This is a genomic window from Actinokineospora sp. PR83, from assembly GCF_021056305.1.
In the GTDB taxonomy this organism is placed as follows: domain Bacteria; phylum Actinomycetota; class Actinomycetes; order Mycobacteriales; family Pseudonocardiaceae; genus Actinokineospora; species Actinokineospora spheciospongiae.
In genome coordinates, this window is the sequence record NZ_JAJCXD010000063.1 from 1 (window position 1) to 22,910 (window position 22,910).

At 72.8% G+C, this 22,910-nt stretch carries 26 protein-coding genes and 1 pseudogene; 17 read left to right on the forward strand and 10 right to left on the reverse strand.

Annotation, left to right across the window (positions count from 1 at the left end):
* From lepB (L6E12_RS21065) to L6E12_RS21085, 5 genes are all read left to right on the forward strand, one after another.
* The coding region (lepB, locus tag L6E12_RS21065; RefSeq protein ID WP_240013345.1) for a signal peptidase I at nucleotides 1-1,175 on the forward strand (1,175 nt) is incomplete at its 5' end.
* A 1-nt stretch (nucleotide 1,176) separates the two neighbouring features.
* Entirely contained in the window at nucleotides 1,177-2,079 is a 903-nt protein-coding gene (gene lepB / locus L6E12_RS21070) for a signal peptidase I (protein WP_236229648.1), read from the forward strand.
* A gap of 9 nt (nucleotides 2,080-2,088) precedes the next feature.
* Nucleotides 2,089-2,997, forward strand: coding sequence for a signal peptidase I (gene lepB, locus L6E12_RS21075; protein ID WP_374201920.1), 909 nt, complete (start codon nucleotides 2,089-2,091; stop codon nucleotides 2,995-2,997).
* Nucleotides 2,994-3,779 (forward strand): ribonuclease HII, encoded by a 786-nt coding sequence (locus L6E12_RS21080; protein ID WP_052020956.1) that lies wholly within the window; start codon nucleotides 2,994-2,996, stop codon nucleotides 3,777-3,779. The genes lepB (L6E12_RS21075) and L6E12_RS21080 overlap by 4 nt, the downstream gene beginning before the upstream one ends.
* Nucleotides 3,776-4,099, forward strand: a complete 324-nt coding sequence (locus tag L6E12_RS21085; protein WP_035280820.1) for a DUF2469 domain-containing protein — start codon at nucleotides 3,776-3,778, stop codon at nucleotides 4,097-4,099. Before L6E12_RS21080 ends, L6E12_RS21085 begins: the two co-directional genes overlap by 4 nt.
* A gap of 2 nt (nucleotides 4,100-4,101) precedes the next feature.
* Here the strand turns inward: L6E12_RS21085 and dprA are convergent, their stop codons facing one another.
* From dprA to L6E12_RS21105, 4 genes are read right to left on the reverse strand one after another with little or no spacing between them, the layout of a single operon-like run.
* The gene (gene dprA, locus L6E12_RS21090) at nucleotides 4,102-5,223 is read right to left on the reverse strand and encodes a DNA-processing protein DprA (protein WP_236229649.1); all 1,122 of its coding nucleotides are present in this window, start codon (nucleotides 5,221-5,223) and stop codon (nucleotides 4,102-4,104) included.
* Entirely contained in the window at nucleotides 5,216-5,371 is a 156-nt protein-coding gene (locus L6E12_RS21095; protein ID WP_236229650.1) for a hypothetical protein, read from the reverse strand. Before L6E12_RS21095 ends, dprA begins: the two co-directional genes overlap by 8 nt.
* A gap of 33 nt (nucleotides 5,372-5,404) precedes the next feature.
* Nucleotides 5,405-6,925, reverse strand: a complete 1,521-nt coding sequence (locus tag L6E12_RS21100) for a YifB family Mg chelatase-like AAA ATPase (protein WP_236229651.1) — start codon at nucleotides 6,923-6,925, stop codon at nucleotides 5,405-5,407.
* Nucleotides 6,925-7,284, reverse strand: a complete 360-nt coding sequence (locus L6E12_RS21105) for a YraN family protein (RefSeq protein ID WP_236229652.1) — start codon at nucleotides 7,282-7,284, stop codon at nucleotides 6,925-6,927. Before L6E12_RS21105 ends, L6E12_RS21100 begins: the two co-directional genes overlap by 1 nt.
* 237 nt (nucleotides 7,285-7,521) lie before the next feature.
* Here L6E12_RS21105 and L6E12_RS21110 point away from each other — a divergent pair, with 237 nt between their 5' ends.
* On the forward strand, nucleotides 7,522-8,580 hold the full coding sequence (locus L6E12_RS21110; RefSeq protein WP_236229688.1) for a tyrosine recombinase XerC: 1,059 nt from the start codon (nucleotides 7,522-7,524) through the stop codon (nucleotides 8,578-8,580).
* A 58-nt stretch (nucleotides 8,581-8,638) separates the two neighbouring features.
* Nucleotides 8,639-9,472, forward strand: a complete 834-nt coding sequence (locus tag L6E12_RS21115) for a FliA/WhiG family RNA polymerase sigma factor (RefSeq protein ID WP_035280829.1) — start codon at nucleotides 8,639-8,641, stop codon at nucleotides 9,470-9,472.
* A gap of 60 nt (nucleotides 9,473-9,532) precedes the next feature.
* Here L6E12_RS21115 and L6E12_RS21120 read toward each other — a convergent pair.
* A pseudogene (locus L6E12_RS21120) lies at nucleotides 9,533-10,003 on the reverse strand (peptidoglycan DD-metalloendopeptidase family protein); the annotation flags it as partial.
* 363 nt (nucleotides 10,004-10,366) lie between these two features.
* Between L6E12_RS21120 and rpsB the strand changes: the two are divergent.
* From rpsB to L6E12_RS21145, 5 genes are all read left to right on the forward strand, one after another.
* Complete coding sequence (gene rpsB, locus L6E12_RS21125; protein WP_236229653.1) at nucleotides 10,367-11,251, forward strand: 30S ribosomal protein S2; 885 nt, start codon at nucleotides 10,367-10,369, stop codon at nucleotides 11,249-11,251.
* Nucleotides 11,252-11,341: 90 nt separating this feature from the next.
* Entirely contained in the window at nucleotides 11,342-12,157 is an 816-nt protein-coding gene (tsf, locus tag L6E12_RS21130; protein WP_035280833.1) for a translation elongation factor Ts, read from the forward strand.
* Between the two features lie 79 nt (nucleotides 12,158-12,236).
* Entirely contained in the window at nucleotides 12,237-12,980 is a 744-nt protein-coding gene (pyrH, locus tag L6E12_RS21135; RefSeq protein WP_308075105.1) for a UMP kinase, read from the forward strand.
* Between the two features lie 17 nt (nucleotides 12,981-12,997).
* On the forward strand, nucleotides 12,998-13,555 hold the full coding sequence (gene frr / locus L6E12_RS21140; protein ID WP_035280835.1) for a ribosome recycling factor: 558 nt from the start codon (nucleotides 12,998-13,000) through the stop codon (nucleotides 13,553-13,555).
* A gap of 30 nt (nucleotides 13,556-13,585) precedes the next feature.
* Nucleotides 13,586-14,494, forward strand: a complete 909-nt coding sequence (locus tag L6E12_RS21145; protein ID WP_236229654.1) for a phosphatidate cytidylyltransferase — start codon at nucleotides 13,586-13,588, stop codon at nucleotides 14,492-14,494.
* 3 nt (nucleotides 14,495-14,497) lie between these two features.
* Here L6E12_RS21145 and L6E12_RS21150 read toward each other — a convergent pair whose 3' ends face one another.
* A complete protein-coding gene (locus L6E12_RS21150; protein WP_236229655.1) occupies nucleotides 14,498-15,427 on the reverse strand; it encodes a VOC family protein in 930 nt (309 codons plus the stop codon).
* On the opposite strand from L6E12_RS21150, the gene L6E12_RS21155 reads away from it, so the two are divergent.
* Nucleotides 15,426-16,166 (forward strand): class I SAM-dependent methyltransferase, encoded by a 741-nt coding sequence (locus tag L6E12_RS21155; protein ID WP_236229656.1) that lies wholly within the window; start codon nucleotides 15,426-15,428, stop codon nucleotides 16,164-16,166. The two genes, L6E12_RS21150 and L6E12_RS21155, sit on opposite strands and share 2 nt — an antisense overlap.
* Nucleotides 16,167-16,223: 57 nt before the next feature.
* Here the strand turns inward: L6E12_RS21155 and L6E12_RS21160 are convergent, their stop codons facing one another.
* Nucleotides 16,224-16,898 carry a PadR family transcriptional regulator gene (locus tag L6E12_RS21160; RefSeq protein ID WP_236229657.1) on the reverse strand — a complete coding sequence of 225 codons (675 nt, stop codon included), beginning with the start codon at nucleotides 16,896-16,898 and terminating at the stop codon, nucleotides 16,224-16,226.
* A gap of 160 nt (nucleotides 16,899-17,058) precedes the next feature.
* Here L6E12_RS21160 and L6E12_RS21165 point away from each other — a divergent pair, with 160 nt between their 5' ends.
* A complete protein-coding gene (locus L6E12_RS21165; RefSeq protein ID WP_236229658.1) occupies nucleotides 17,059-17,664 on the forward strand; it encodes a hypothetical protein in 606 nt (201 codons plus the stop codon).
* Between the two features lie 35 nt (nucleotides 17,665-17,699).
* A complete protein-coding gene (gene rlmN, locus L6E12_RS21170; protein ID WP_236229659.1) occupies nucleotides 17,700-18,803 on the forward strand; it encodes a 23S rRNA (adenine(2503)-C(2))-methyltransferase RlmN in 1,104 nt (367 codons plus the stop codon).
* Nucleotides 18,804-18,958: 155 nt separating this feature from the next.
* On the opposite strand, the gene L6E12_RS21175 is transcribed toward rlmN, so the two are convergent.
* The 3 genes from L6E12_RS21175 to L6E12_RS21185 form a co-directional block, all read right to left on the reverse strand.
* Nucleotides 18,959-19,447 carry a carbonic anhydrase gene (locus L6E12_RS21175; protein ID WP_236229660.1) on the reverse strand — a complete coding sequence of 163 codons (489 nt, stop codon included), beginning with the start codon at nucleotides 19,445-19,447 and terminating at the stop codon, nucleotides 18,959-18,961.
* Between the two features lie 129 nt (nucleotides 19,448-19,576).
* The gene (locus L6E12_RS21180; protein WP_236229661.1) at nucleotides 19,577-19,849 is read right to left on the reverse strand and encodes a DUF2631 domain-containing protein; all 273 of its coding nucleotides are present in this window, start codon (nucleotides 19,847-19,849) and stop codon (nucleotides 19,577-19,579) included.
* A gap of 105 nt (nucleotides 19,850-19,954) precedes the next feature.
* A complete protein-coding gene (locus L6E12_RS21185; protein WP_035280849.1) occupies nucleotides 19,955-20,221 on the reverse strand; it encodes a GlsB/YeaQ/YmgE family stress response membrane protein in 267 nt (88 codons plus the stop codon).
* 199 nt (nucleotides 20,222-20,420) lie between these two features.
* On the opposite strand from L6E12_RS21185, the gene dxr reads away from it, so the two are divergent.
* On the forward strand, nucleotides 20,421-21,650 hold the full coding sequence (gene dxr / locus L6E12_RS21190; protein WP_374201921.1) for a 1-deoxy-D-xylulose-5-phosphate reductoisomerase: 1,230 nt from the start codon (nucleotides 20,421-20,423) through the stop codon (nucleotides 21,648-21,650).
* A gap of 2 nt (nucleotides 21,651-21,652) precedes the next feature.
* Nucleotides 21,653-22,873: a site-2 protease family protein gene (locus L6E12_RS21195; RefSeq protein WP_236229663.1), complete on the forward strand. Its 1,221-nt coding sequence runs from the start codon at nucleotides 21,653-21,655 to the stop codon at nucleotides 22,871-22,873.
* The last annotated feature ends 37 nt before the right edge of the window (nucleotides 22,874-22,910 follow it).

Genomic DNA, 22,910 nt, shown 5'->3' on the forward strand with positions numbered 1-22,910 from the left:
CCCGGCGCGCAGCCCGGTCGGGTGCCGCACCCGACGCCCGCCGCGCGGCCGAACCCGGCACCGGTGGGCAGCCGCGGGAACGGCGCGCGGGCAAGGCGGGCGACCAGGGGCGGGCCACGACCGAGCCGCGCACCCACCGCGCCGCCAAGCCCGGTGAGCAGACCCGCACCGGCACGCACCGCTCCGTCAGGCCCGCCGACCACGCGGCGGGCACCGTCGCGCCCGAGCGGCCCATCCGCCGGTCCGAGCGCAAGGCCGCCGAGGCGCCGACGGAGCGGGTGGCCCCGGTCAGCAGGCCCCGCACCCGGTCGGACGACGACGAGGAGCGGCCCAACGGCAAGCGCGGCAAGCACCGCCGCGCGCCGCGCAGGCAGCCGCTGTGGCGCGAGGTCCTGGTGCTGGTCGGCGTGGCGCTGATGCTGACGTTCCTCATCCAGCAGTTCATCGGCCGGGTGTACTCGATCCCGTCCGGGTCGATGGAGCAGACGCTGCACGGCTGCCCCGAGTGCGACGGCGACCGGGTGTTCGTGGACAAGATGGTCTACGACTTCCGCGATCCCAGCCCCGGTGACGTCGTGGTCTTCGAGGGGCCGAACACCTGGACCGAGCACGACGTCAAGACCGACGAGACGACCAACCCGGTGTTGAAGTCGCTGCGCCAGGTCGGGTCGTTCATCGGCATCGCCCCGCCCGACGAGCGGGACTTCGTCAAGCGGGTCATCGCCGTCGGCGGGCAGACCGTGGAGTGCTGCGACGACCAGAACCGGGTGCTGGTCGACGGGAAGCCGCTCGACGAGCCCTACGTCTACTGGGAGTTCGGTGGCCCCGACGAGCGCCAGAAGTTCGGTCGGGTTACGGTGCCCGAGGGCACACTCTGGGTGATGGGTGACAACCGGGGGAACTCCTCGGACTCCCGCTTCCAGGGCGGCGGTGGCATCCGCGGGGTCGTCCCGCTCGGCAAGGTCATCGGCAAGGTGCGCTACATCGTGCTCCCGCCGTCGCGCTGGCGCGGCGTGGGCGACCACAACCCGCAGGCGGGTCCACAGCTGTCTGCGGCGGGGTGGCAGGAGCGGCTCCCGCTGGGGATCGGGTTCGCCGCGGCCTGGCCGGTGCTGATGCTGACCAGGCGGGCCAAGAGCGCCCTGCTGCCCCTCACACCGAGGAAGGCTGACTAGTTTGTCCGACGACGACGGCGCCGTGCCGGGGGATGGACGCGGCGCCGAAGAACTCGACGTCTCCGACCGCGAGGCGGCGAAGGCCGAGAAGAAGAAAAAGAAGCCGAAGCGCCCGTTCTGGGTGGAACTGCCCATCCTGATCGCGATCGCCCTGGTCCTCACGGTGATCATCCAGTCGTTCATCGCGCGGGTCTTCGTGATCCCGTCGGAGTCGATGGAGCAGACGCTGCACGGGTGCGCGGGCTGCACCGGCGACCGGGTGCTGGTCGACCGGGTCGTGTACTACTTCCGCGACCCCGAGCCCGGTGACGTGGTCGTGTTCGAGCGCCCCGACACCTGGGACCAGACCGGCCTGGGCGAGGAGAACCCGAACCCGGTGTTCGCCTGGTTCCAGGACCTCGCCGCGCAGTTCGGCCTGGCCACCCCCAGCGAGGAGGACGTGGTCAAGCGGGTCATCGCCGGGCCCGGCCAGACCGTGGTGTGCTGCGACGCGCAGAACCGGGTGTCCGTGGACGGCAAGCCGCTCGACGAGCCCTACCGCCACCACCTCTACCCCGGTGACCGGCAGGAGGGCTTCCCCAGGATCACCGTGCCGCCGGGCAAGCTGTTCGTGATGGGCGACAACCGCAACAACTCCCGGGACTCGCGCTCGCAGGGCGGCGGCGGGGAGAACGGCTTCGTCCCGATCGACGACGTCATCGGCAAGGCGCGGGCGATCATCCTGCCGCCGTCGCGCTGGCAGGGCGTCGGCGACCACGACCCGCAGGCCGCCGCGCTGTCGGCGCCTGCGTGGCAGACCGGCATCCCGGCCGGGGTCGGGTTGGCCGCGGCGTGGCCGACGCTGTGGCTGGGGCGCCGCGCGCGCGGATTGCTGACCCGAGGCGGCAAAACCGGCCCCCGGTAGGCTGCCCGGGTGCCAGACACCCCCGACGACCCCGAGATCACCGATGGCGACGGCGGGTCCGGCGCCGACCGGCCCGCCCGCGCGAAGAAGAAGCTGTCGTTCTGGGTGGAGCTGCCGATCCTGGTGGCCATCGCCCTGGTGCTCACCTTCCTCGTGCAGTCGTTCGTCGCGCGCGTGTTCGTGATCCCGTCGGAGTCGATGGAGGCCACGCTGCACGGCTGCCCCGGCTGCGTCGGCGACCGGGTGGTGGTCGACCGGGTCGTGTACTACTTCCGCGACCCCGAGCCCGGTGACGTGGTCGTGTTCGAGCGCCCCGGCACCTGGAACCGCTCGGAGTTCACCGCCGACCGGTCCGACAACGCCGTCGTCCGCCTGCTGCAGGACGTCGGTTCGGTGTTCGGCCTGGCCACCCCCGACGAGGACGACGTGGTCAAGCGGGTCGTCGCGGTCGGCGGGCAGACCGTCCGGTGCTGCGACGACCGCAACCGGGTCACCGTCGACGGCGCACCGCTGGACGAGCCCTACGTCCACTACGACCCCGAGGTGGGCGGCACCACCCAGGAGCAGTTCGACCCGGTGTCGGTGCCCCGGGGGATGCTGTTCGTGATGGGCGACAACCGCAACAACTCCGGCGACTCCCGCACCCAGGGCGGTGGCGGCGCGAACGGCCTGGTGCCGGTCGACAACGTCATCGGCAAGGCGCGGGCGATCATCCTGCCGCCGTCGCGCTGGCAGGGCGTCGGCGACCACGACCCGCAGGCCGCCGCGCTGTCGGCGCCCGCGTGGCAGACCGGCATCCCGGCGGGTGTCGGGCTGGCCGCCGCGTGGCCCGTGCTGTGGCTGGGCAGGCGCGCGTCCGCGCTGCTGCGCCCGGCAGCGCGCCGCGAGCCCGACCGAACACCGGAGGTGACCCCGTGACCGCAGAGCTGATCCGCCCGCCCCGCGTCGTGGTCCGCCGCGACACCGGCAACTGGAGCCTGCAGACCGCGCTGCACCGCCGCGGTCTCGGCCCGGTCGCCGGTGTCGACGAGGCGGGCCGCGGCGCGTGCGCGGGCCCGCTGGTCATCGCCTCCTGCGTGCTGCGCCCCGGCGACGCGGTCCGCCTCGACGGCCTCACCGACTCCAAGCTGATGACCGCCGCGGCCCGCGACCGGATGTTCGACTTGGTCCGGGAACGCGCGCTGGACCACGCCGTGGTGGTCGTCCCGCCCGCCGAGGTCGACCTCAAGGGCGTGCACGTGTCCAACATCGAGGGGATGCGCCGCGCGGTCGCCCGCCTGGCCACCCACCCCGGCTACGTGCTCACCGACGGCTTCCGCGTCCCCGGCCTCACCGCCCCGAGCATGCCGGTGATCAAGGGCGACCAGGCAGCCGCCTGCGTCGCCGCCGCCTCGGTCCTGGCCAAGGTCACCCGCGACCGGATCATGGCCGAGCTGCACGAGACCCTGCCGCTCTACCGCTTCGACGTGCACAAGGGCTACTGCACCGGCCTGCACTCCCGCGCGCTGCGCGACCACGGGCCCAGCGGCGAACACCGCTGGTCCTACGCCAACGTCGCCGCCGCGGGTCTGGCACACGGCCTGCGCGCGCCACACCGGGTGGCGCTGAGTGTGGCTGCGGCCGCTGTGGTCCAGAATGGGGGCTCCCCGCCGGTCGACGGGGATGCAACGCCACGACCAGGAGGGGCGCGCGGCACATGAGCGCGGAGGATCTCGAGAAGTACGAGACCGAGATGGAGCTGCAGCTCTACCGGGAGTACCGCGACATCGTGGGCCAGTTCGCCTACGTCGTGGAGACCGAACGAAGGTTCTACCTCGCCAACGGGGTCGACGTGCAAGTACGCGACGCCGATGGCGAGGTCTACTTCGAGGTCCGCATGTCCGACGCCTGGGTGTGGGACATGTACCGCCCGGCCCGGTTCGTCAAGAACGTCCGCGTCATCACGTTCAAGGACGTCAACGTCGAGGAACTGGACAAGCCGGAGCTGCGCCTGCCCGAGGACGGTCCCTTCAACGGCTGACCTCACGTGCACCGTCGCCACCCCTCCTCACCGCGGGCGGCCAGACCCAGCAGTTCCAGTTCGGTGAGCAGGGCGCGCACGCGTTCCAGCGGCACGCCCGCTTCCGCCGAGACCGCCTCCGCTTCCCGGGACCGGCGGGGGCCGAGCGCCTCGTGCACCCGCAGCGCCTGGTCGCCGAGCCCGTCGGTCGGCCTGGTCGGGCTCTCCGGCCGGGGTGCGAGGTCGCCGATCTGCCCGACCGCCTCCATGACCTCGTCGAGGGTGGAGGCGAGGGTGGCCGTGCCCGCGCGCAGCAGGTCGTGGCAGCCCAGGGACATCGCGGACGTGACCGGCCCCGGCACCGCCACCAGCGGCTTGCCCAGTTGCGCCGTGGACGAGGCGGTGTTGCGGGCACCGCTGCGGATGCCCGCCTCGACCACCACGGTCCCCGCCGCCAGGGCCGCGATCAGCCGGTTGCGCACGAGGAACCGGTGCTTCGCCGGTGGCGTTCCCGGTGGGTACTCGCTCAGGACCGCTCCGGTCGCGGCGATCCGGCCCAGCATCGCGCTGTGCCCGGCCGGGTAGAACCGGTCGACCCCGCACGCGAGCACCGCCACGGTCGTGCCCCCGGCGTGCAACGCGCCCCGGTGGGCGGCGCCGTCGATCCCGAACGCGGCCCCGGAGACGACGGTGACCCCGGCCCCGGCCAGCCCGTGGCCGAACTCGGTCGCCACGTGTTCCCCGTAGGAGGTCGCCGACCGCGCGCCCACCACGGCGACGGCCCGGTGCAGCGCCTCGTCGAGCCGGGCCGGTCCGCGGACCCACAGCGCGACCGGCGGCGCGGCCCACCGCTTCCCGCCGCGGAAGGCGTTGGCCAGCGCCAGCAGCGGCCACCCCGGCCACTCGTCGTCCTCCGGCACGACCAACCGCGCCCCGCAGTGCTGCGCGGCCACCAGGTCCGCCTCCGCCCGCGCGAAGTCCTTGCGCGCCACGGTTTCCTCCCGCACCCCGTCGGGCACCTCGCCCGCGCGGATCGCCGCCGCCGCGGCGACCGGTCCCACCGAGTCGACGAACCCGCCCAGCGCGCCCGCGGGCGGCTCGGCGACCCGGAGCAGGAAGGCCCGGGCCAGCCGGACGTCATCCACGGCGCACCGCCGCCCGGTCGGGCAGCCGCCGTGTGGGCGGGGCCCCGCGCGGTCTGACACCGGTGGGGCACGCCCCGCGGACCACGGCGGTGAGCGGCACCGCCCTGGGCAGCAGCGCGGCGATGGCCGGTGGCACAACAGTTTTCATGGTTCCTCCGATTCAGCGGTGTCTCGGCCAGGGTCAGGCCATGGGTGTGTGGTGCCCGCGGAAGTGCAGGGCGGTGGCGACGTGCTGGGCTGTCGGTGGTGCGGCGCCCGCCAGGTCGGCGACGGTCCAGGCGAGCCGGGCGCACCGGTCGGCGCCCCGCGCGGTGAGCACGCCCCTGGCCAGGCCCGCCTCCAGCAGCGCCGTCGACTCCCGCGGCAGCGGGAAGTGCTGCCGCAGCGCCGGCCCGGGGACCTCGGCGTTGGTTCGCCAACCGTGGGCGGACCACCGGTGCGCCGCCCGCGCCCTGGCCTCCTGGACCCGCGCCCGGACCACCTCCGTCGGTTCGGGCGCGTGGTCGGGTGCCTGGGCCACCGCGGTGCTGGGCCGCATCCGCACCCGCACGTCCACGCGGTCCAGCAGCGGCCCGGAGAGCCGCGCGAGGTACTTCCGCCTGGCGTGCGGCGAACAGGTGCAGTCCGCCTCCCTCGGTGGCGCGCAGGGGCAGGTGTTCGTCGCCAGCACCAACTGGAAGCGCGCCGGGTAGCGCACCACCCCGTCGCGGCGGGCGAGCCGGACCTCCCCCTCCTCCAGGGCGGTGCGCAGGGCCTCCAGCCGGTCGGCCGCGAACTCGCAGGCCTCGTCGAGGAAGAGGACGCCGTTGTGGGCCCTGCTGATGGCGCCCGGTTTGGCGAGCCCGACCCCGCCGCCGACCAGGGCGGGGGTGGAGGCGCTGTGGTGCGGGGCGATGAACGGCGGCACCGTCACCAGCGGGGAGTCCGCGGCCAGCGCGCCCGCCACCGAGTGCACGGCGGTCACCTCCAGGGCCTGTTCGCGGGGCAGCCGGGGGAGCAGGCCGGGGAGGCGGCGGGCGAGCATCGTCTTGCCGGTGCCGGGCGGGCCGGTCAGCAGCAGGTGGTGCCCGCCCGCCGCCGCGACCTCCAGCGCCCAGCGGGCGTCCGGCTGGCCGACCACGTCGGCCAGGTCCGGTGGCGGGTCGGCCGCCCGCTCGGCGCCCGGCTCGGGCGCGCTGAGGGCGTCGGCCGTGCCGGTGGCCCAGGCGACCACGTCGGTGAGCCGGTCCGCGCCGAGGATCTCCAGGTCGTCGACCAGGGACGCCTCGGCGAGCGCGGACCGGGGGACGATGGCCCGGGTGTGCCCGCCGCGGCGGGCGGTCAGCAGCCGGGGCAGCACGCCGCGGACGCTGCGCAGCCTGCCGTCGAGGGCCAGTTCGCCGAGCAGGACCGTGCCCGCGAACCGCTCGGCGGGCGCCCGGCCGTCGGCGACCAGCACCGACACCGCCAGCGCGAGGTCGTAGCCGGAGCCGGACTTGTGCAGGTCGGCCGGGGACAGCGCGAGGGTGACCAACTGGTCGGGCCAGCGCAGCCCGCTGTTGCGCACCGCCGCCCGCACCCGGTCCCGCGCCTCGTTCAGCGCCGCGTCGGGCAGCCCGACGATGTGGATGCCGGGCTTGCCGCCGCCGATGTCGGCCTCGACCTCCACGGTGACCCCGTCGGCGCCGTGCAGGGCCACCGACCACACCTTCGCCAGCACCATCAGAAGGCCCCGCGCAGGTGCCGCACCTCGGCCGCGCGCCCCGGGCGCAGCAGCACCGAGACGATGTCGAACCGGGTCGGGCACGGTCTGATCCCGTGCTCGACCCGCCAGCGGGCCGCGAGGTCGCGCACGCGCGCGGCCTTGGCGTCGTCGACCGCCTCGGCCGGGGTGCCGAAACCGGTGCCGGACCGGGTCTTGACCTCGCAGAAGACGAGGCCGTCGCCGTTGGCGCAGACGACGTCGAGTTCGCCGAGGTCGCAGCGCCAGTTGCGGTCCAGCACGACCAGGCCGGTGGTGGCCAGGTACCGGGCGGCGATGTCCTCGCCGCGCCTGCCGAGGGCGATGTGCGGTGCCTGCATGGTGCTCTCCTGTCGGATCGGGTGCTGCTGTCGACGGTGCCCCCGCGGCGCGGCGGTGCCCAGGGGCGCCGCGAACCTGTGGAGGGATTCCGGGGTTGTGGACAACCGGGCCGGTGTCGATCTCCTGGAGGCCGTTCCCGTCGGTCCCCCGTGCTACGGGCGTGGCGGTGCTTGACGTGCGGGGTGAGGTGGCACAGCGTTGGCGGGGTGGGTGCTCCCGGTCGGTCGCGAGTGGATCTGGGACGGGTTCGGGACGCGCTCCCCGAGCCGGTCCGGGCGGTGTTGGACCAGTACGAGCGGCACCTGGCACTGGAGCGCGGGTTGTCCGCGCACACGGTCCGCGCCTACCTGGGGGACGTGGTCCTCCTGATGGGGTTCACGCTGGGTGTGCTCGATTCGGCTTTTGCACAAACGACACCCCGAATGGGTGATGTTTTGTCACCGGAAGATGAGGGGGGAGAGGGAAAAACCGGCCTTGCTGAATCGAGTGACCGAGGTCGGCAGCCCGCGCCCGCGGACCTCGGTGGGGTGGGTCTGGACCTGACCGCGCTGCGCGGCTGGCTGGCCGCCCAACGGGCCGCGGGGGCCGGTCGGACGACGCTGGCGCGGCGGGCGGCGGCGGCCCGGACGTTCACCGCGTGGGCGCACCGGCGGGGGTACCTGGCGGCGGATCCGGGGCTGCGCCTGGTGGCGCCGAAGCGGCACCGGACCCTGCCCGCGGTGTTGCGGCAGGACCAGGCGGAGGGGCTCATGGCGGCCTCCGCGGCGGGCGCGCGGGAACTTGATCCGGTGGCGCTGCGTGATCACGCCCTCGTGGAAGTGCTGTACGCGACCGGTGTGCGGGTGTCGGAGCTGTGCGGGCTCGACGTCGACGACATCGATCTCGGAGACCGGCTGGCGCGGGTGCTGGGCAAGGGGGCGAAGGAGCGGGTGGTGCCCTTCGGCGGCCCCGCCGCCGCGGCGATCGAGGCCTGGCTGCGCCAGGGTCGTCCGTCCCTGGCGCGGGCGGATTCACCCCCGGCACTGTGGTTGGGCGCGCGGGGCGGACGCCTCCACAGCACCGCCGTACGGCGTATCGTGCACCTCGCCGTGGGGGCCGTGGACGGGGCTCCGGACATGGGCCCGCACGGGCTTCGTCACTCTGCGGCAACACACTTGCTCGAAGGAGGCGCCGACCTTCGTAGCGTCCAGGAGCTACTCGGTCACGCTACGCTCGCAACCACGCAGCTCTACACCCACGTGACCGTCGAACGGCTGAAGGCGATCCATGACCGAACCCACCCTCGTTCCGGCTGAGCCGGGGGACGGATCTGGGGCGCCGGGGGCGAATCCGCCCGCGGGCGCGCAGAACCAGGTGAACGGCCATGCCCTCTTCGGGGAAGGCGTGGCGGCCGGTGTCCTCCCCGGGGACAACCGGACGGCAGACGACGTCGAAGCGGGCATCGTCGCGCTCTGGCGGGCCTACGGGCAGCACCGCGACCACGCCCTGCGCGACCGGCTGGTGCTGCACTACGCCCCGCTGGTCAAGTACGTCGCGGGCCGGGTCGGCACCGGGCTGCCCGCGCACGTCGAGGTCTCCGACCTGATCCAGTCCGGCATCTTCGGCCTGGTCGACGCGATCGAGAAGTTCGAGCCCGAGCGCGGCCTCAAGTTCGAGACCTACGCCATGCAGCGCATCCGCGGCGCGATCCTCGACGACCTGCGCGCCCAGGACTGGGTGCCCCGCACCGTGCGCGGCCGGGCCCGCGAGGTCGAGCGCGGCATCGAGCGGCTCGGCGCCAAGCTCCAGCGCACCCCGAACGACCACGAGCTGGCGGGCGAACTCGGCCTCACCGTCGACGAGCTGCACGACGTCTACGCCCAGCTCCAGCTCACCAGCGTGGTCGCGCTCGACGAGCTGGCCGCTGCAGGGCGGGGCGCGAACTCGCTGGCCGACATCCTCGAGGACGAGACCGCAGAGGACCCGGTGGCGCTGCTGGTCGACCAGGACAACCGCCGCGCCCTCGCCGAGGCCATCGGCCTGCTGGTGGAGCGCGACCGGGTGGTGGTGACGCTGTACTACTTCGAGAACCTCACCCTGGCCGAGATCGGCCGCGTCCTCGGCGTCACCGAGTCGCGGGTCTGCCAGCTGCACACCCGGGCCGTGCTGCGCCTGCGCGCCAAGCTCCTGGAGACCGCCGACGTCTGAGCGGGGCACCGGCAGCAGCCGGACCCGGGCGGGCCGGACCAGCAGCAGCGGGTCCAGGTACGCCGCGCCCCGCCGCAGGCCCCAGTGCAGGCACGCCGGTGCCGCCGGGCAGCCGCCGGGGCCCGGCAGCAGGACGCCCAGGGGGTCGCCGAGGCGGACCCGGACCCCGGCGGCGACCGCCGCGCCCACCGGCTCGTAGGTGGTGCGCAGGTCCGGGTCGTGGTCCACCGACACGACCCCGCGCCCGGCGACCTGCCCGGCGAACGCGACCACCCCGGCCCCCGCCGCCAGCACCGCCTGGCCGGGGGTGCCCGGCAGGTCGACGCCGCGGTGCCCGGGGCCGTACGGCGAGGCGGGCGGCTCGAACGGTCGCGCCACCGGCGGCGGCGGCGCCAGCGGCCAGCCGAAGCGGGCGGTCGGCGGCCCCGCGCGGGAAGCGGTGCCGGAAGCGGGCAGCACCGCGCACAGCACCACCCACAACGCGGCGGGCAGCACCAGCAGCAGGGTCCGGGAGCGCGGGTCAGCGGTCATGGGACCAGGCTGGCGGCCGCCGGGCGGCGGTGTCAGCCCCCGGCGCCCACCTGTGGACAACCCGGCGGGTTGGGGACAACCCGGGCTCCGATTCTTCGGCTGACCGTGTCCCGGCGTACACTTCCGAGCGCATCCGGTGGCGACACTGGATGACTTCGCGTGCAGTGCGCTCCGCGGTCGACTCAGGGCCGCGAACACGGACGTCCGGCGGTCCCGGTAGGTGCTCGGTCCGAGCAGCCAGCGGGTCCGGTCGTCCCGCACCGCACCAGGGCGGTGGACCACCGGTCCACGGCGACAACCGAGAACGCGCGACAGGGCCCCCGGGCCCCGGCGCGCCTGAAACGAAGAGGTGCGAACCCGGCCATGGCCGTCGTCACCATGAAGCAACTGCTGGACTCCGGCGTGCACTTCGGGCACCAGACCCGCCGCTGGAACCCGAAGATGAAGCGCTACATCCTCACCGACCGCAACGGTATCTACATCATCGACCTGCGGCAGACGCTGACCTACATCGACCGCGCGTACGAGTTCGTCAAGGAGACGGTCGCCCACGGCGGCCACATCCTGTTCGTCGGCACGAAGAAGCAGGCGCAGGAGGCCATCGCCAACGAGGCGCTCCGCGTCGGCATGCCCTACGTCAACCAGCGCTGGCTGGGCGGCATGCTCACCAACTTCACCACCGTGCACAAGCGCCTCCAGCGCCTCAAGGAGCTGGAGTCGATGGAGCAGACGGGTGGCTTCCAGGGTCTCACCAAGAAGGAGATCCTCATGCTCACCCGTGAGAAGGACAAGCTGGAGCGCACCCTCGGCGGTATCCGCGACATGGCGAAGGTCCCCTCCGCCATCTGGATCGTGGACACCAAGAAGGAGCACATCGCCGTCGGCGAGGCGCGCAAGCTCAACATCCCGATCGTGGCGATCCTCGACACGAACTGCGACCCGGACGAGGTCGACTACCCGATCCCGGGCAACGACGACGCCATCCGCTCCGCCGCGCTGCTGACCAAGGTCGTGGCCGAGGCCGCCGCCGCCGGTCTGATGGCCCGCTCCGGCGCCCGCGGTGGCGGTTCGGACAAGCCGGAAGCCGGTTCCGAGCCGCTGGCCGAGTGGGAGAAGGAGCTGCTCGTCGGCGCCGAGACCGCCGCGGCCGACGGCCAGCAGGCCGTCGCCGCCGTCGACGCCGCGACCCCGGACGCCACCGCGACCGAGGCCGCCCCGGCCGAGACCGCCGCCCCGACCGAGTCCTGATCCGATGGGGCGGGGGCCCGGCGACGGGCCCCCGCCCCACCAGACCTCCCACGCGCGCAAGTCAGAAATAAGAAGGACGGAAAAGACGCGATGTCGAACTTCACCGCGGCCGACGTCAAGAGGCTCCGGGACCTGACCGGCGCCGGGATGATGGACTGCAAGAAGGCGCTGACCGAGACGGACGGCGACTTCGACAAGGCCATCGAGATCCTGCGCATCAAGGGCGCCAAGGACGTGGGCAAGCGCGCCGAGCGCGCCACCGCCCAGGGCCTGGTCGCCGCAGCCGACGGGGTCATCGTCGAGCTGAACTGCGAGACCGACTTCGTCGCCAAGAACGACGAGTTCATCGAGCTGGCCGACCGGATCGTCGCCGCGGGCAAGACCGCCGGTGCCGCCGACCTCGACTCGCTCAAGGCCGCCCCGCTCGGCGAGGGCACCGTCGAGGAGGCCGTGCAGGCCCTCTCGGCCAAGATCGGCGAGAAGCTGGAGCTGCGCCGCGCGGCCGCCTTCACCGGCACCGTCAGCACCTACCTGCACCGCCGCTCCTCCGACCTGCCGCCCGCCGTCGGCGTGCTGGTCGAGTACACCGGTGGGGGCGAGGAGGCGGCCCGCGCCGCCGCCATGCAGATCGCGGCGATGAAGCCCCGCTTCGTCACCCGCGACGAGGTCCCCGCCGACCTGGTGGCCAGCGAGCGCCGCATCGCCGAGGAGACCGCCCGCGAGGAGGGCAAGCCCGAGGGGGCCCTGCCCAAGATCGTCGAGGGCCGGGTCAACGGCTTCTACAAGGACGTCGTCCTGCTGGAGCAGTCCTCCGTGCTGGACTCGAAGAAGACCGTCAAGGCCGTGCTGGAGGAGGCGGGCGTCACCGTGACCCGCTTCGCCCGGTTCGAGGTCGGCCAGTCCTGACCGAGGGCCACGACGTGACCGACGCTCTGCCCCGCCCCCGGACCCCGAGGGCGGGGCAGAGTCACGAGGAGGGTGTGACGTGACTGCCAACGACGGCGCGATCCGCGACGGCGGCTTCAAGCGGGTGCTGCTCAAGCTCGGCGGCGAGATGTTCGGCGGTGGCAGCATCGGGGTCGACCCCGACGTGGTCCTCACCGTCGCCCGCCAGATCGCCGACGTGGTGCGCGGCGGGGTGCAGACCTCGATCGTCATCGGCGGCGGCAACTTCTTCCGCGGCGCCGAGCTCAGCCAGCGCGGCATGGACCGCGACCGGGCCGACTACATGGCGATGCTGGGCACCGTGATGAACTGCCTGGCGCTGCAGGACTTCCTGGAGAAGGAAGGCATCGACACCCGGGTGCAGACCGCCATCACCATGGGCCAGGTCGCCGAGCCCTACATCCCGCGCCGGGCCGAGCGGCACCTGGAGAAGGGCCGCGTGGTGATCTTCGGCTGCGGGGTGGGCATGCCCTACTTCTCCACCGACACCGCCGCCGCCCAGCGCGCCCTGGAGATCGGCTGCGACGCCGTGCTGATGGCCAAGGCCGTCGACGGGGTGTTCGACGCCGACCCCAGGACCACCCCGGGCGCGAAGATGTTCACCGAGATCACCCACCGCGAGGTGCTCGAACGCGACCTCAAGGTCGCCGACGCCACCGCGTTCAGCCTGTGCATGGACAACAACATGCCGATCATCGTGTTCAACCTCCTGACGGAGGGGAACATCGCCCGCGCGGTGCGTGGTGAGAGGATCGGCACGCTGGTCAGTACGCCCACCGCGTGAGTAACGAGGAGCCCCCCTTGATCGACGACACACTCTTCGAAGCCGAGGAGAAGATGGAGTCCACGGTCTCCGTGGCCCAGAACGAGCTGGCCTCGATCCGGACCGGCCGGGCGAACCCGAACATGTTTTCCCGGATCGTGGTGGAGTACTACGGCGCGATGACCCCGCTCAACCAGTTGGCGAGCATCGCGATCCCCGAGGCCAGGATGGCGGTGGTCAAGCCGTTCGACGCCAGCCAGCTCGGGCCGATCGAGAAGGCCATCCGCGACTCCGACCTGGGCGTGAACCCGTCCAACGACGGCACGATCATCCGGATCGTGATCCCGCAGCTGTCCGAGGAGCGCCGCCGGGACATGGTCAAGATCGCCCGCGGCAAGGGTGAGGACGCCAAGGTCTCCATCCGCGGCGTGCGGCGCAAGGCCAAGGACGAGCTCGACCGCCTGGTCAAGGACGGCGAGTCCGGCGAGGACGACGTCACCAGGGCCGAGAAGGAACTGCAGAACCTCACCGACAAGTACGTCGCGCAGATCGACGAGATCGTCAAGCGCAAGGAAGCCGACCTCCTCGAGGTCTGACCCCCTCGGGGGTGCGGAGGGGAGAGCGCGATGGCCGGACCGGTGGGAGAGCTGGAGCATGGATCACTCGAAGAGGTCGCGGGGGGTGTCCCGGTGACCTCGGCGGCCGCCGAGGGGGCGCAGAAGGCCTCGCGGGCGGGGCGCAACCTGCCCGCCGCGATCGGGGTCGGGGTGACGCTCGGGGCGGTGGTGCTGCTCTCGCTGTTCCTGGTCCGGCACGTGTTCATCGGCGTCGTGGCGCTCGCCGTCGCCGTGTCGACCTGGGAGCTGGCAGGCGCGCTCAAGCGCGGCGCGGGCATCGCCGTGCCGCTGTGGCCGGTGCTGCTGGGCGGCCAGGCGATGGTGTGGCTGGCCTGGCCGTTCGGGCGGGCCGGGGTGTTCGCCGCGTTCGCCGTCACCGCCCTGGTGTGCCTGCTGTGGCGGTTGCGCGGCGGCGTCGACGGCTACCTGCGCGACACCAGCGCGGCGCTGTTCGCGCTGGCGTACGTGCCGCTGTTCGCCTCGTTCGCGGCGATGCTCGTGCTGCCGGACGACGGCATCTACCGGGTGGTGTGCTTCCTGATCCTGGTGGTCAGCTCCGACACCGGTGGCTACATCGCGGGCGTGCTGTTCGGCAGGCACCCGATGGCCCCGGTGATCAGCCCGAAGAAGTCCTGGGAGGGCTTCGCCGGGTCCATGGTCGCCGGGATCGTCGCGGGCGCGCTGACGGTGGCGCTGCTGCTCGACGGGCAGTGGTGGCAGGGCGTGCTGTTCGGCATGGCGCTGGTCCCCACCGCGACGCTGGGCGACCTGGTGGAGTCGGTGATCAAGCGCGACCTGGGTGTGAAGGACATGGGCACGCTGCTGCCCGGGCACGGCGGCCTGATGGACCGGATGGACTCCCTGCTGCCCTCGGCCGTGGTGTCCTGGCTGCTGCTCGGCCTCTTCGTGCCCGCCTGACCCTCAGTCGTCGTAGTCCACGGGGGCGCCGATCTCGTCCTCGACCACGACCGGCAGCGCGTCGGTGCGGTCGAGCACGGTGAACTCCGCGCCCGTGTTGTCGGCGAGCACGGCGGCCCGGCCGAACGGGGAGTCGAACGGCGGCACCACGACCCGGCCGCCGAGCTGCTGCGCCCGGCTCGCCACCCGGTCGGTGCCCGAGAGCGGGTCGACCTCGAAGAAGACCATCCAGTGCGGCTCCTGCTCCGGCGGGAACTCCGACCCCATCCGGAGCCTGCCGAGCACCTCCTCGCCGCGCACGACCCAGCTGGTGTAGTCGAAGGCCTGCCCGTCGCCCATCTGGACGACCTCGTAGTCGAACAGGGCGCTGTAGAACGCGTCCGCCGCCGCCCCGTCCCACGTGTTCAGCTCGGCCCAGGTGAACGCGCCGGGGAATCCGGTGCCCAGCCGCCGGTCGCGGTCCTGGCGCCAGAAGCCGATGGCGGCCCCGCTGGGGTCGGCGGCCACCAGCAGCCCGCCCTGGCCGGGGACCTCGGTCGGCTCGCTGAGCACCGCGCCGCCGAGCTGCACGACCCGCTCGGCGGTGTTCGCGGTGTCGCCGACGGACAGGTACAGCGTCCACCGGGTCGGCTGCTCGCCCAGCGGCACGTGCAGGCCCGCCACCGGCACGTCGTCGACGTAGGCCATGACGTAGCCGTCCTCGCCCACGCGGAACGCCCAGCCGAACAGGCCCGCGTAGAACTCCGACGCCGTGCGCGGGTCCGGTGTGGCCAGTTCCACCCAGCAGGGCTTGCCGGGCATACCGTCCGGGATCTCTTCGAGCGCGCTGATCGCGTCCATCGACATGATGACGACCTCCTGGTCGCCGACGTTAACCCGATCGAGTGGTCTAGTCAGCCGCCGAAAGCACGCGGTGTGCTTTGCTGTCGCCATGGGGTTGATGTCACGCATCGTCACGTCGCTGCGGGCGGGGTCGGTGCTGCCCAGCCCCAACATCTGGCACTGGCCGGACCTCTACGAGGCCGAGAACCGCGCCCAGGACGTCGACGGCGCGGTCTGGTCACTCCTGGACGCGCTGTGCCCCTGGACGGGTGACGTCCTCGACATCGGCTGCGGCGACGGCTTCCACCTGCCCAGGTTCGCCGAACGCGCACGCAGCGTGCTGGGTGTGGAGCCGCACCCCCCGCTCGTGGAGCGGGCGGTGGCCAGGGTCGCGGGCCGCACCGGCGTCGCCGCCGTCCTGGGGTCCGCCCAGGACCTGCCGGTCGCCGACGGGTCCTTCGACGTCGCCCACGCGCGCACGGCGTACTTCTTCGGCCCGGGCTGCGAGCAGGGCCTGCGCGAGGCGGACCGGGCCCTGCGCCCCGGCGGCACCCTCGTCATCGTCGACCTGGACGGCCTGCACGCCCCGTACGGGCGCTGGCTGCGCGCGGACCTGCCCACCTACGACCCGGTCGAGGTCGACCGCTTCTTCGAGATCGAGGGGTTCACCCGCCACCGCGTGGGCACCACGTGGCGCTTCGCGGACCGCGGGACCCTGGAGGCGGTGCTGCGCATCGAGTTCTCCCAGCCGGTCGCCGCCCGGGCCATCGCCGAGACCCCCGGCCTGGAGATCCCGGTCGGCTACCGGGTCCTGACCCGCCGCAAGCCCACCGGTCTCATCCTCCGCTGATCTCCCCTCCGGCAGCGGGGTCCGGCGGGCACCCGCCGGACCCCGCGGACCCGGTGGTCACTCCGCGGTCGGGGTCGAGCCGGACTCGCCGAGGAGGGCGTAGAGGTCGCGGCGGGCGTTGTCGAGGATCTCGACCGCGCGGGACTTCTGCTCCGCCGAGGCGGCCTGCGCCACGGCCTGCGCCGCGCCCATGATCTGGCCCAGGGAGTTGCGCAGGGTGTGCTCGACGGGGTCGACGCCCTGGTTGACCTGCTCCCACGGCGGGGTGTCGCCGAGCTTGGCCGCGGTGGCGGTGCCGTCATCGGTCAGCTCGAACAGGCGCTTGCCGCCCTCGCCGTCGACGCCGCGGACGAGGCCCTCGTCGGCGAGCAGTTGCAGGGTGGGGTAGACGGAGCCGGGGCTGGGCTTCCAGTAGCCGCCGCTGCGGGCGGCGATCTCCTGGATCATCTCGTAGCCGTGCATCGGCCGTTCGGTGAGCAGCGCCAGCAGGGCGGCGCGGACGTCGCCCCGGCCGCGCCGGTGCCCGCCTCGGCCGCCTGCGAACGGGCCGCCGCGCCCGCCCCGGCCGCCGTGCCCGCCGAAGGGCGGGAAGGGGGCGCCGGGCGGGAACGGGGGGAAGGGCGGCGGGGTCATCTCGGCCTCCGGGTCGAAGTGGGGGCCGTGACCCGCGAAGGGGTGGCCGTGGTGGTCGTGTCGGCGCCAGGGTCCGCGCCGGTGGTCGGTGGTTCGCATTGTTCACTCCTGGGTTCTGGCTGTGTGTTCTGGATGTCGCCAGCGGTAGCTCGCGATAGGTCAACGATATATCGGAAGCTATCGTGATGCAACGACGAGTATCGGTGACCGCTGTCATACTCGGCGGAACCGGGCTCGGAGCGGACGCGTCGGAGGCGGCATGAGGGTGGGAATGGCGGCGGTGCTCTGCGCCGCGCTGCTGGTCGCGGGCTGCGCCCAGGCGACCTCGGGGACCGCGGTCGCGGTGCGGGAGGCCGACCGGACGGCCACCACGTCGGCCCCGCCCGAGGCCGACCCGGACGACGTGCGCTGGATGGAGAAGTTCTGCGGCACCGGCAAGCTGCTGGTCACCGCCGCGGAGACCACCCAGCAGCCGACGACCTCCAGCGACCCCGCCGTGCTCAAGAAGCAGTTCCTCGACATGACCGGCAGGTTCATCGGTGTGCTCGACGCGGCGCTGGCCGACTACCGCTCGCTGGTGCCCTCACCCGCCCCGGAGATCGACCCCAACCTCGACAAGCTCATCGACGGCCTGGCCCAGGGCCGCAGCGCCGTGGCCACCGCCCGCGACGAGGTGACCGCCGCGGAGCCGCTGACCGCCGAGGTGTACCGCTCCGCCGTCGACCGCTTCGGCACCGGCATGCGCGGCTTCGACGCAGCGCTCACCGCCGTGGACAACATCGATCTGCCGGACCGGCTCAGGGACGCGGCCGCCGTCGCCGAGAACTGCGAGCAGGGTGAGGCGGCCCCTCCCACGACCCGGTGAGAGCACGCCCGCGGGCGTGGGAGAATGGACTGGTTATGACCTCACTCCCGCTCGTCTTCGACGCACCCAAGCGCGGCCTGCCGCCGCGCCACCTCGCCGACCTGTCCACCGAGCAGCGGCGCGACGCGGTCACCGACCTGGGGGAGAAGGCGTTCCGGGCGAACCAGCTCTCCACCCACTACTTCACCAGGCTCACCGCCGACCGCGACGCCATGACCGACATCCCGGCCGCCAGCCGCGACCGGCTCGCCGACGAGCTGCTGCCCCCGCTGCTCAGCGTCGTGCGGCACGTGGCCTGCGACGACAACACCACCCGCAAGACGCTGTGGCGCGCGCACGACGGCACGCTGGTCGAGAGCGTCCTCATGCGCTACCCGGACCGGGTGACGCTGTGCGTGTCCAGCCAGGCCGGGTGCGGCATGGCCTGCCCGTTCTGCGCCACCGGCCAGGGCGGCCTGCAGCGCAACCTGTCCACGGCCGAGATCGTCGACCAAGTCCGCGCCGCCGCAGCGGCGATGCGCGACGGCGAACTGGGCGAACCGGGTCGGCTGTCGAACATCGTGTTCATGGGCATGGGCGAGCCGCTGGCCAACTACCGCCGGGTCATCGACGCCGTGCACCGCATCTGCGACCCGGCGCCCGCGGGCCTGGGCATCTCCCAGCGCTCGGTCACCGTCTCCACGGTCGGCCTGGTCCCGGCCATCCGCAAGCTCGCCGAGGAGGGCCTCAGCGTCCGCCTCGCCGTCTCCCTGCACACCCCGGACGACGAGCTGCGCGACACCCTGGTCCCGGTCAACACCCGCTGGAAGGTCGCCGAGGTCCTCGACGCCGCGCGCCTCTACGCCGACCGCACCGGCCGCCGCGTGTCCATCGAGTACGCCCTCATCCGCGACGTGAACGACCAGCCGTGGCGCGCCGACCTGCTCGGGAAGCTGCTGCACAAGCACCTCGGCCCGCTGGCGCACGTCAACGTCATCCCGCTCAACCCGACCCCGGGCAGCAAGTGGGACGCCAGCCCCAAGCCGGTCGAGCGCGAGTTCGTCCGCCGGGTGAACGCCCAGGGCGTGTCCTGCACGGTCCGCGACACCCGCGGCCAGGAGATCGCCGCCGCCTGCGGGCAGCTCGCCGCCGAGGGCTGATCGGGTGGCACCCCGAGCCGAGGACCACGGCGGTGGGGGCGCGCGGTTCGAAGCCGGGAGTCGCGCCGGAGCACGCTGAGCAACGCATCAGGGGGCTGCGGTCGTGGCCGACCGGGGCGGCTCACCGCGGCACTGACGGTGAGCCGCAGCCGGGGTCAGGCGACCTCGTTGAGCTTGCCCGTCGCCACGTCGAAGACGAAGCCGCGGACCTGGTCGGTGTGCGGGATGAACGGGCTGGCCTTGATCCGGGCGACGGACTGGCGGACGTCGGCGTCGAGGTCGCCGAACGCCTCCGCCGACCAGGAGGGGCGCACGCCCGTGTCCTCCTGGATGCTGTCGCGGAAGTCCTGGTCGGTGAAGGTGAGCATCCCGCAGTCGGTGTGGTGGATGAGGATGATCTCCCGGGTGCCCAGCAGCCGCTGGCTGATGGCCAGCGAGCGGATCTCGTCCTCGGTGACCACACCGCCCGCGTTGCGGATCACGTGCGCCTCGCCCTCGGCGAGGCCGAGCGCGCCGTAGACGTTGAGCCGGGCGTCCATGCAGGCCAGCACGGCGACGCCCTTGGCGGGCGGCAGCGGCAGCGGCCCGGAGAAGGACGCAGCGTAGGTGGCGTTGTTGGCGAGCAGTTCGTCCGTGACGGACATGGCGTGCCTTCCTGTCGTTGCGGTGACAGGTCAGACACAACTGCGCTCATGCGCATGTGGCAACGGGTGCCCAGCACGTGGTCGGACGCCCCACCCGGTGGCCGGGCCGGGGGCGGTGCGGTACAAGCCTCAGCGGCGCCAGGCGGTGCGGCTCTTGTGGATCTTCCAGCCGATGCCCGCGAGGATCAGCGCGCCGGTGCCGATCAGCCAGATGTCCTCGGTGTGCGACTCGTGGTTGCCGATCAGCATGGCGAACATGGCCAGGCCGACGAACACCCCCGAGATCAGGGTGCCCTTGGGGAAGCCGCCGTGCCAGCCCCACGCGGCGGACGGCTCGTCCACCGGGCTCACCGTGTTCGCGGCCTCGGTCGACTTCCGCTTCTCCAGCCCAGTGCTCGCCACGTCACCCTCCAACGATGAACTGTCGTCCTGCGCCGCAATCGTCCCACACCGGGACGCGCCGAGGGCGCCACGGTGTCCGTGGCGCCCTCGGGTGTGACAGGGGTCTTACGCGCGTGCCCGGTTGCCGGTGACCAGGCGGTAGATGCCCAGCAGGATGATCGAGCCGAGAATGGCGAGCAGCCAGGTGCGGATCGAGAAGAAGGTCGAGAGTCCGCCGCCGAAGATCGCGTTTCCGATGAACCCGCCGATGATGGCGCCGACAACGCCGAGGATCATCGTGATGATGATGCCACCCGGGTCCTTACCAGGCATGATGGCCTTGGCGATGAGACCGGCCAGCAAACCGAGAACAATCCAGCCGATGATGCCCATCGAAGCTCCTTCCTCATGACCTCGGGCATTTTCGCCGAAGTCTTTCCGTGCTGACGGTGAGATGCCCATATCCCGTTCGGTTTAAGCGCGAACCGGGAACTTTTTTCGGGGTTGCGCCGAACGGTCGTACCCCGGCCTGCGCGCGGGGGCACCCCGGTCGCCGACCGTGTGTGCGGGAACAGGCCGGGCGTCGGGAACAATGACCGGGATGACACTTCCCCCCGCGCGCGGTGACGACGACCCGCGCTCCGTGCTGCTCCTGGGCTCGACCGGGTCCATCGGCACCCAGGCGCTCGACGTGGTCGCGGCCAACCCCGGCCGGTTCACCGTCGCGGGCCTGGCCGCCGGTGGTTCCGACCCGGCGCTGCTCGTCGAGCAGGCGGTCCGCCACCGCGTCCCCGCCGTCGCCGTCCCCGACCCGGCCGCGGCCGAGCAGGTGCGCGACCTGCTCCGACCGCACGGCGTCCGGGTGCACACCGGCCCGGACGCGCTGCTGGAGCTGATCGGCGCCGAGCCCGCGGACGTGGTGCTCAACGGCGTCACCGGCTCCCGCGGCCTGGCCCCCACGCTGGCGGCGCTGGCCACCGGCGCCCGGCTGGCGCTGGCGAACAAGGAGTCGCTGATCGCGGGCGGCTCCCTGGTGCTGGCCGCGGCCGAGCCCGGCCAGCTGATCCCGGTCGACTCCGAGCACTCGGCGATGGCCCAGGCGCTGCGCGGCGGCCGGGCCGAGGAGGTCGACCGGCTCGTGCTCACCGCCTCCGGCGGGCCGTTCCGCGGGCGCAAGCGCGCCGAGCTGGCCGGGGTCACCGCCGAGCAGGCGCTGGCGCACCCGACCTGGGCGATGGGCCCGGTCATCACGGTCAACTCGGCGACCCTGGTCAACAAGGCGCTGGAGCTGATCGAGGCGCACCTGCTGTTCGGGGTGCCCTACGACCGGATCGACGTGGTCGTGCACCCGCAGTCGATCGTGCACTCCATGGTCACCTTCACCGACGGCTCCACGCTGGCGCAGGCCAGCCCGCCGGACATGCGGCTGCCGATCGCCCTGGCGCTGGCCTGGCCGGACCGGGTGCCCGGGGCGGCCAGGGCGTGCGACTGGTCCACCGCCAGCGAGTGGACCTTCGAGCCGCTCGACGAGGAGACCTTCCCGGCCGTGCGGATCGCCCGGGAGGTCGGCACCGCGGGCGGGTGCCTGCCCGCGGTGTTCAACGCGGCGAACGAGGAGGCCGTGGCCGCGTTCCTGCGAGGCGACACCACCTTCACAGTAATTGTGGACACTGTGTCGAGGGTTCTCGACGACGCCAGCGCGTGGACGACCGCGCCGCGCGACGTGGACGAGGTGCTCGCCGCCGAGCACTGGGCCCGTGTCCGAGCGCGCGAACTGCTCGCCGCGATAGCCGGCCCGGTCCCCGGGCAGGGAGGGAACTGACCGTGGTGGTTTGGCTGCTGGGGCTGGTGCTGTTCGCGCTGGGCATCGGGCTGTCGGTGGCGCTGCACGAGGCGGGTCACATGCTGACCGCCAAGGCCTTCGGCATGAAGGTGCGCCGGTACTTCATCGGATTCGGCCCGAAGGTGTTCTCTTTCCGCCGGGGGGAGACCGAGTACGGCCTGAAGATCATCCCCGGTGGCGGTTTCTGCGACATCGCGGGCATGACGGCGCTCGACCCGGTGACACCCGAAGAGGCGCCCCGGGCGATGTGGCGCTACTCCACGTGGAAGCGCGTGGTGGTGATGTCCGCGGGCTCGCTGACGCACTTCGTCCTGGGCTTCATCATCCTGTACTTGATGGCCGTCACCATGGGTCTGCCCAACACCGACCTCCGCCCGATCGTCGGCGCCACCGCCTGCGCCGTGCCGACCCAGGACCGGGTGGAGTTGACGCTGCCCCAGTGCGGTCCGAACGACCCCTCGCCCGCCGCCGCGGCGGGCATCCAGGAGGGTGACGAGATCGTCGCCGTCAACGGCGAGACCGTCTCCACCTGGCGGGACATGGTCGCCAAGGTGCGCGTCCTGAGCGGCCCGAACCGCTTCGACGTCGTCCGCGACGGCGAGCGGCGTACCGTGACGATGGACGTGGCCACCGTCCAGCGGGCCCAGGTGGACGCGACCAAGGGCAGCCAGGACAACAGGTTGGAACGCGTCGGTGCCGTCGGCATCTCGCTCAGCGACAGCGTCCCCTACAGCGGGGGCGCCGCCCTGGGGGGGACGCTGGTGTTCACCGGGGACATGTTCGCCAAGACCTGGGAAGGTCTGATGAACTTCCCGAAGAAGATCCCCGCGGTCGTGCGGGCCATCGGCGGCGAGGACGACCCGGAGCGGCCGGTCAGCGTGGTCGGTGCCAGCGTCATCGGCGCCGACGCCGCCGAGCAGGGCATCTGGTCGATCTTCGTGCTGATGCTCGCGGCGCTGAACTTCTTCGTCGGGGTGTTCAACCTGCTGCCGCTGCTCCCGCTCGACGGTGGGCACATCGCGGTGGTGCTCTACGAGCGGGTGCGCGACGCCCTGCGCAAGCTGCGCGGCAAGGCGCCGGGCGGCCCGGTCGACTACAACAAGCTCGCGGGGGTCACCATGGTCTTCGTCATCCTCGGCGGCGCGGTCGTGCTGCTGACGGTGACCGCCGACGTGATCAACCCGATCCGACTACCCCAGTAGCTGTTCGCAGAGAGGTCAGAAGAGACGATGTCCGACG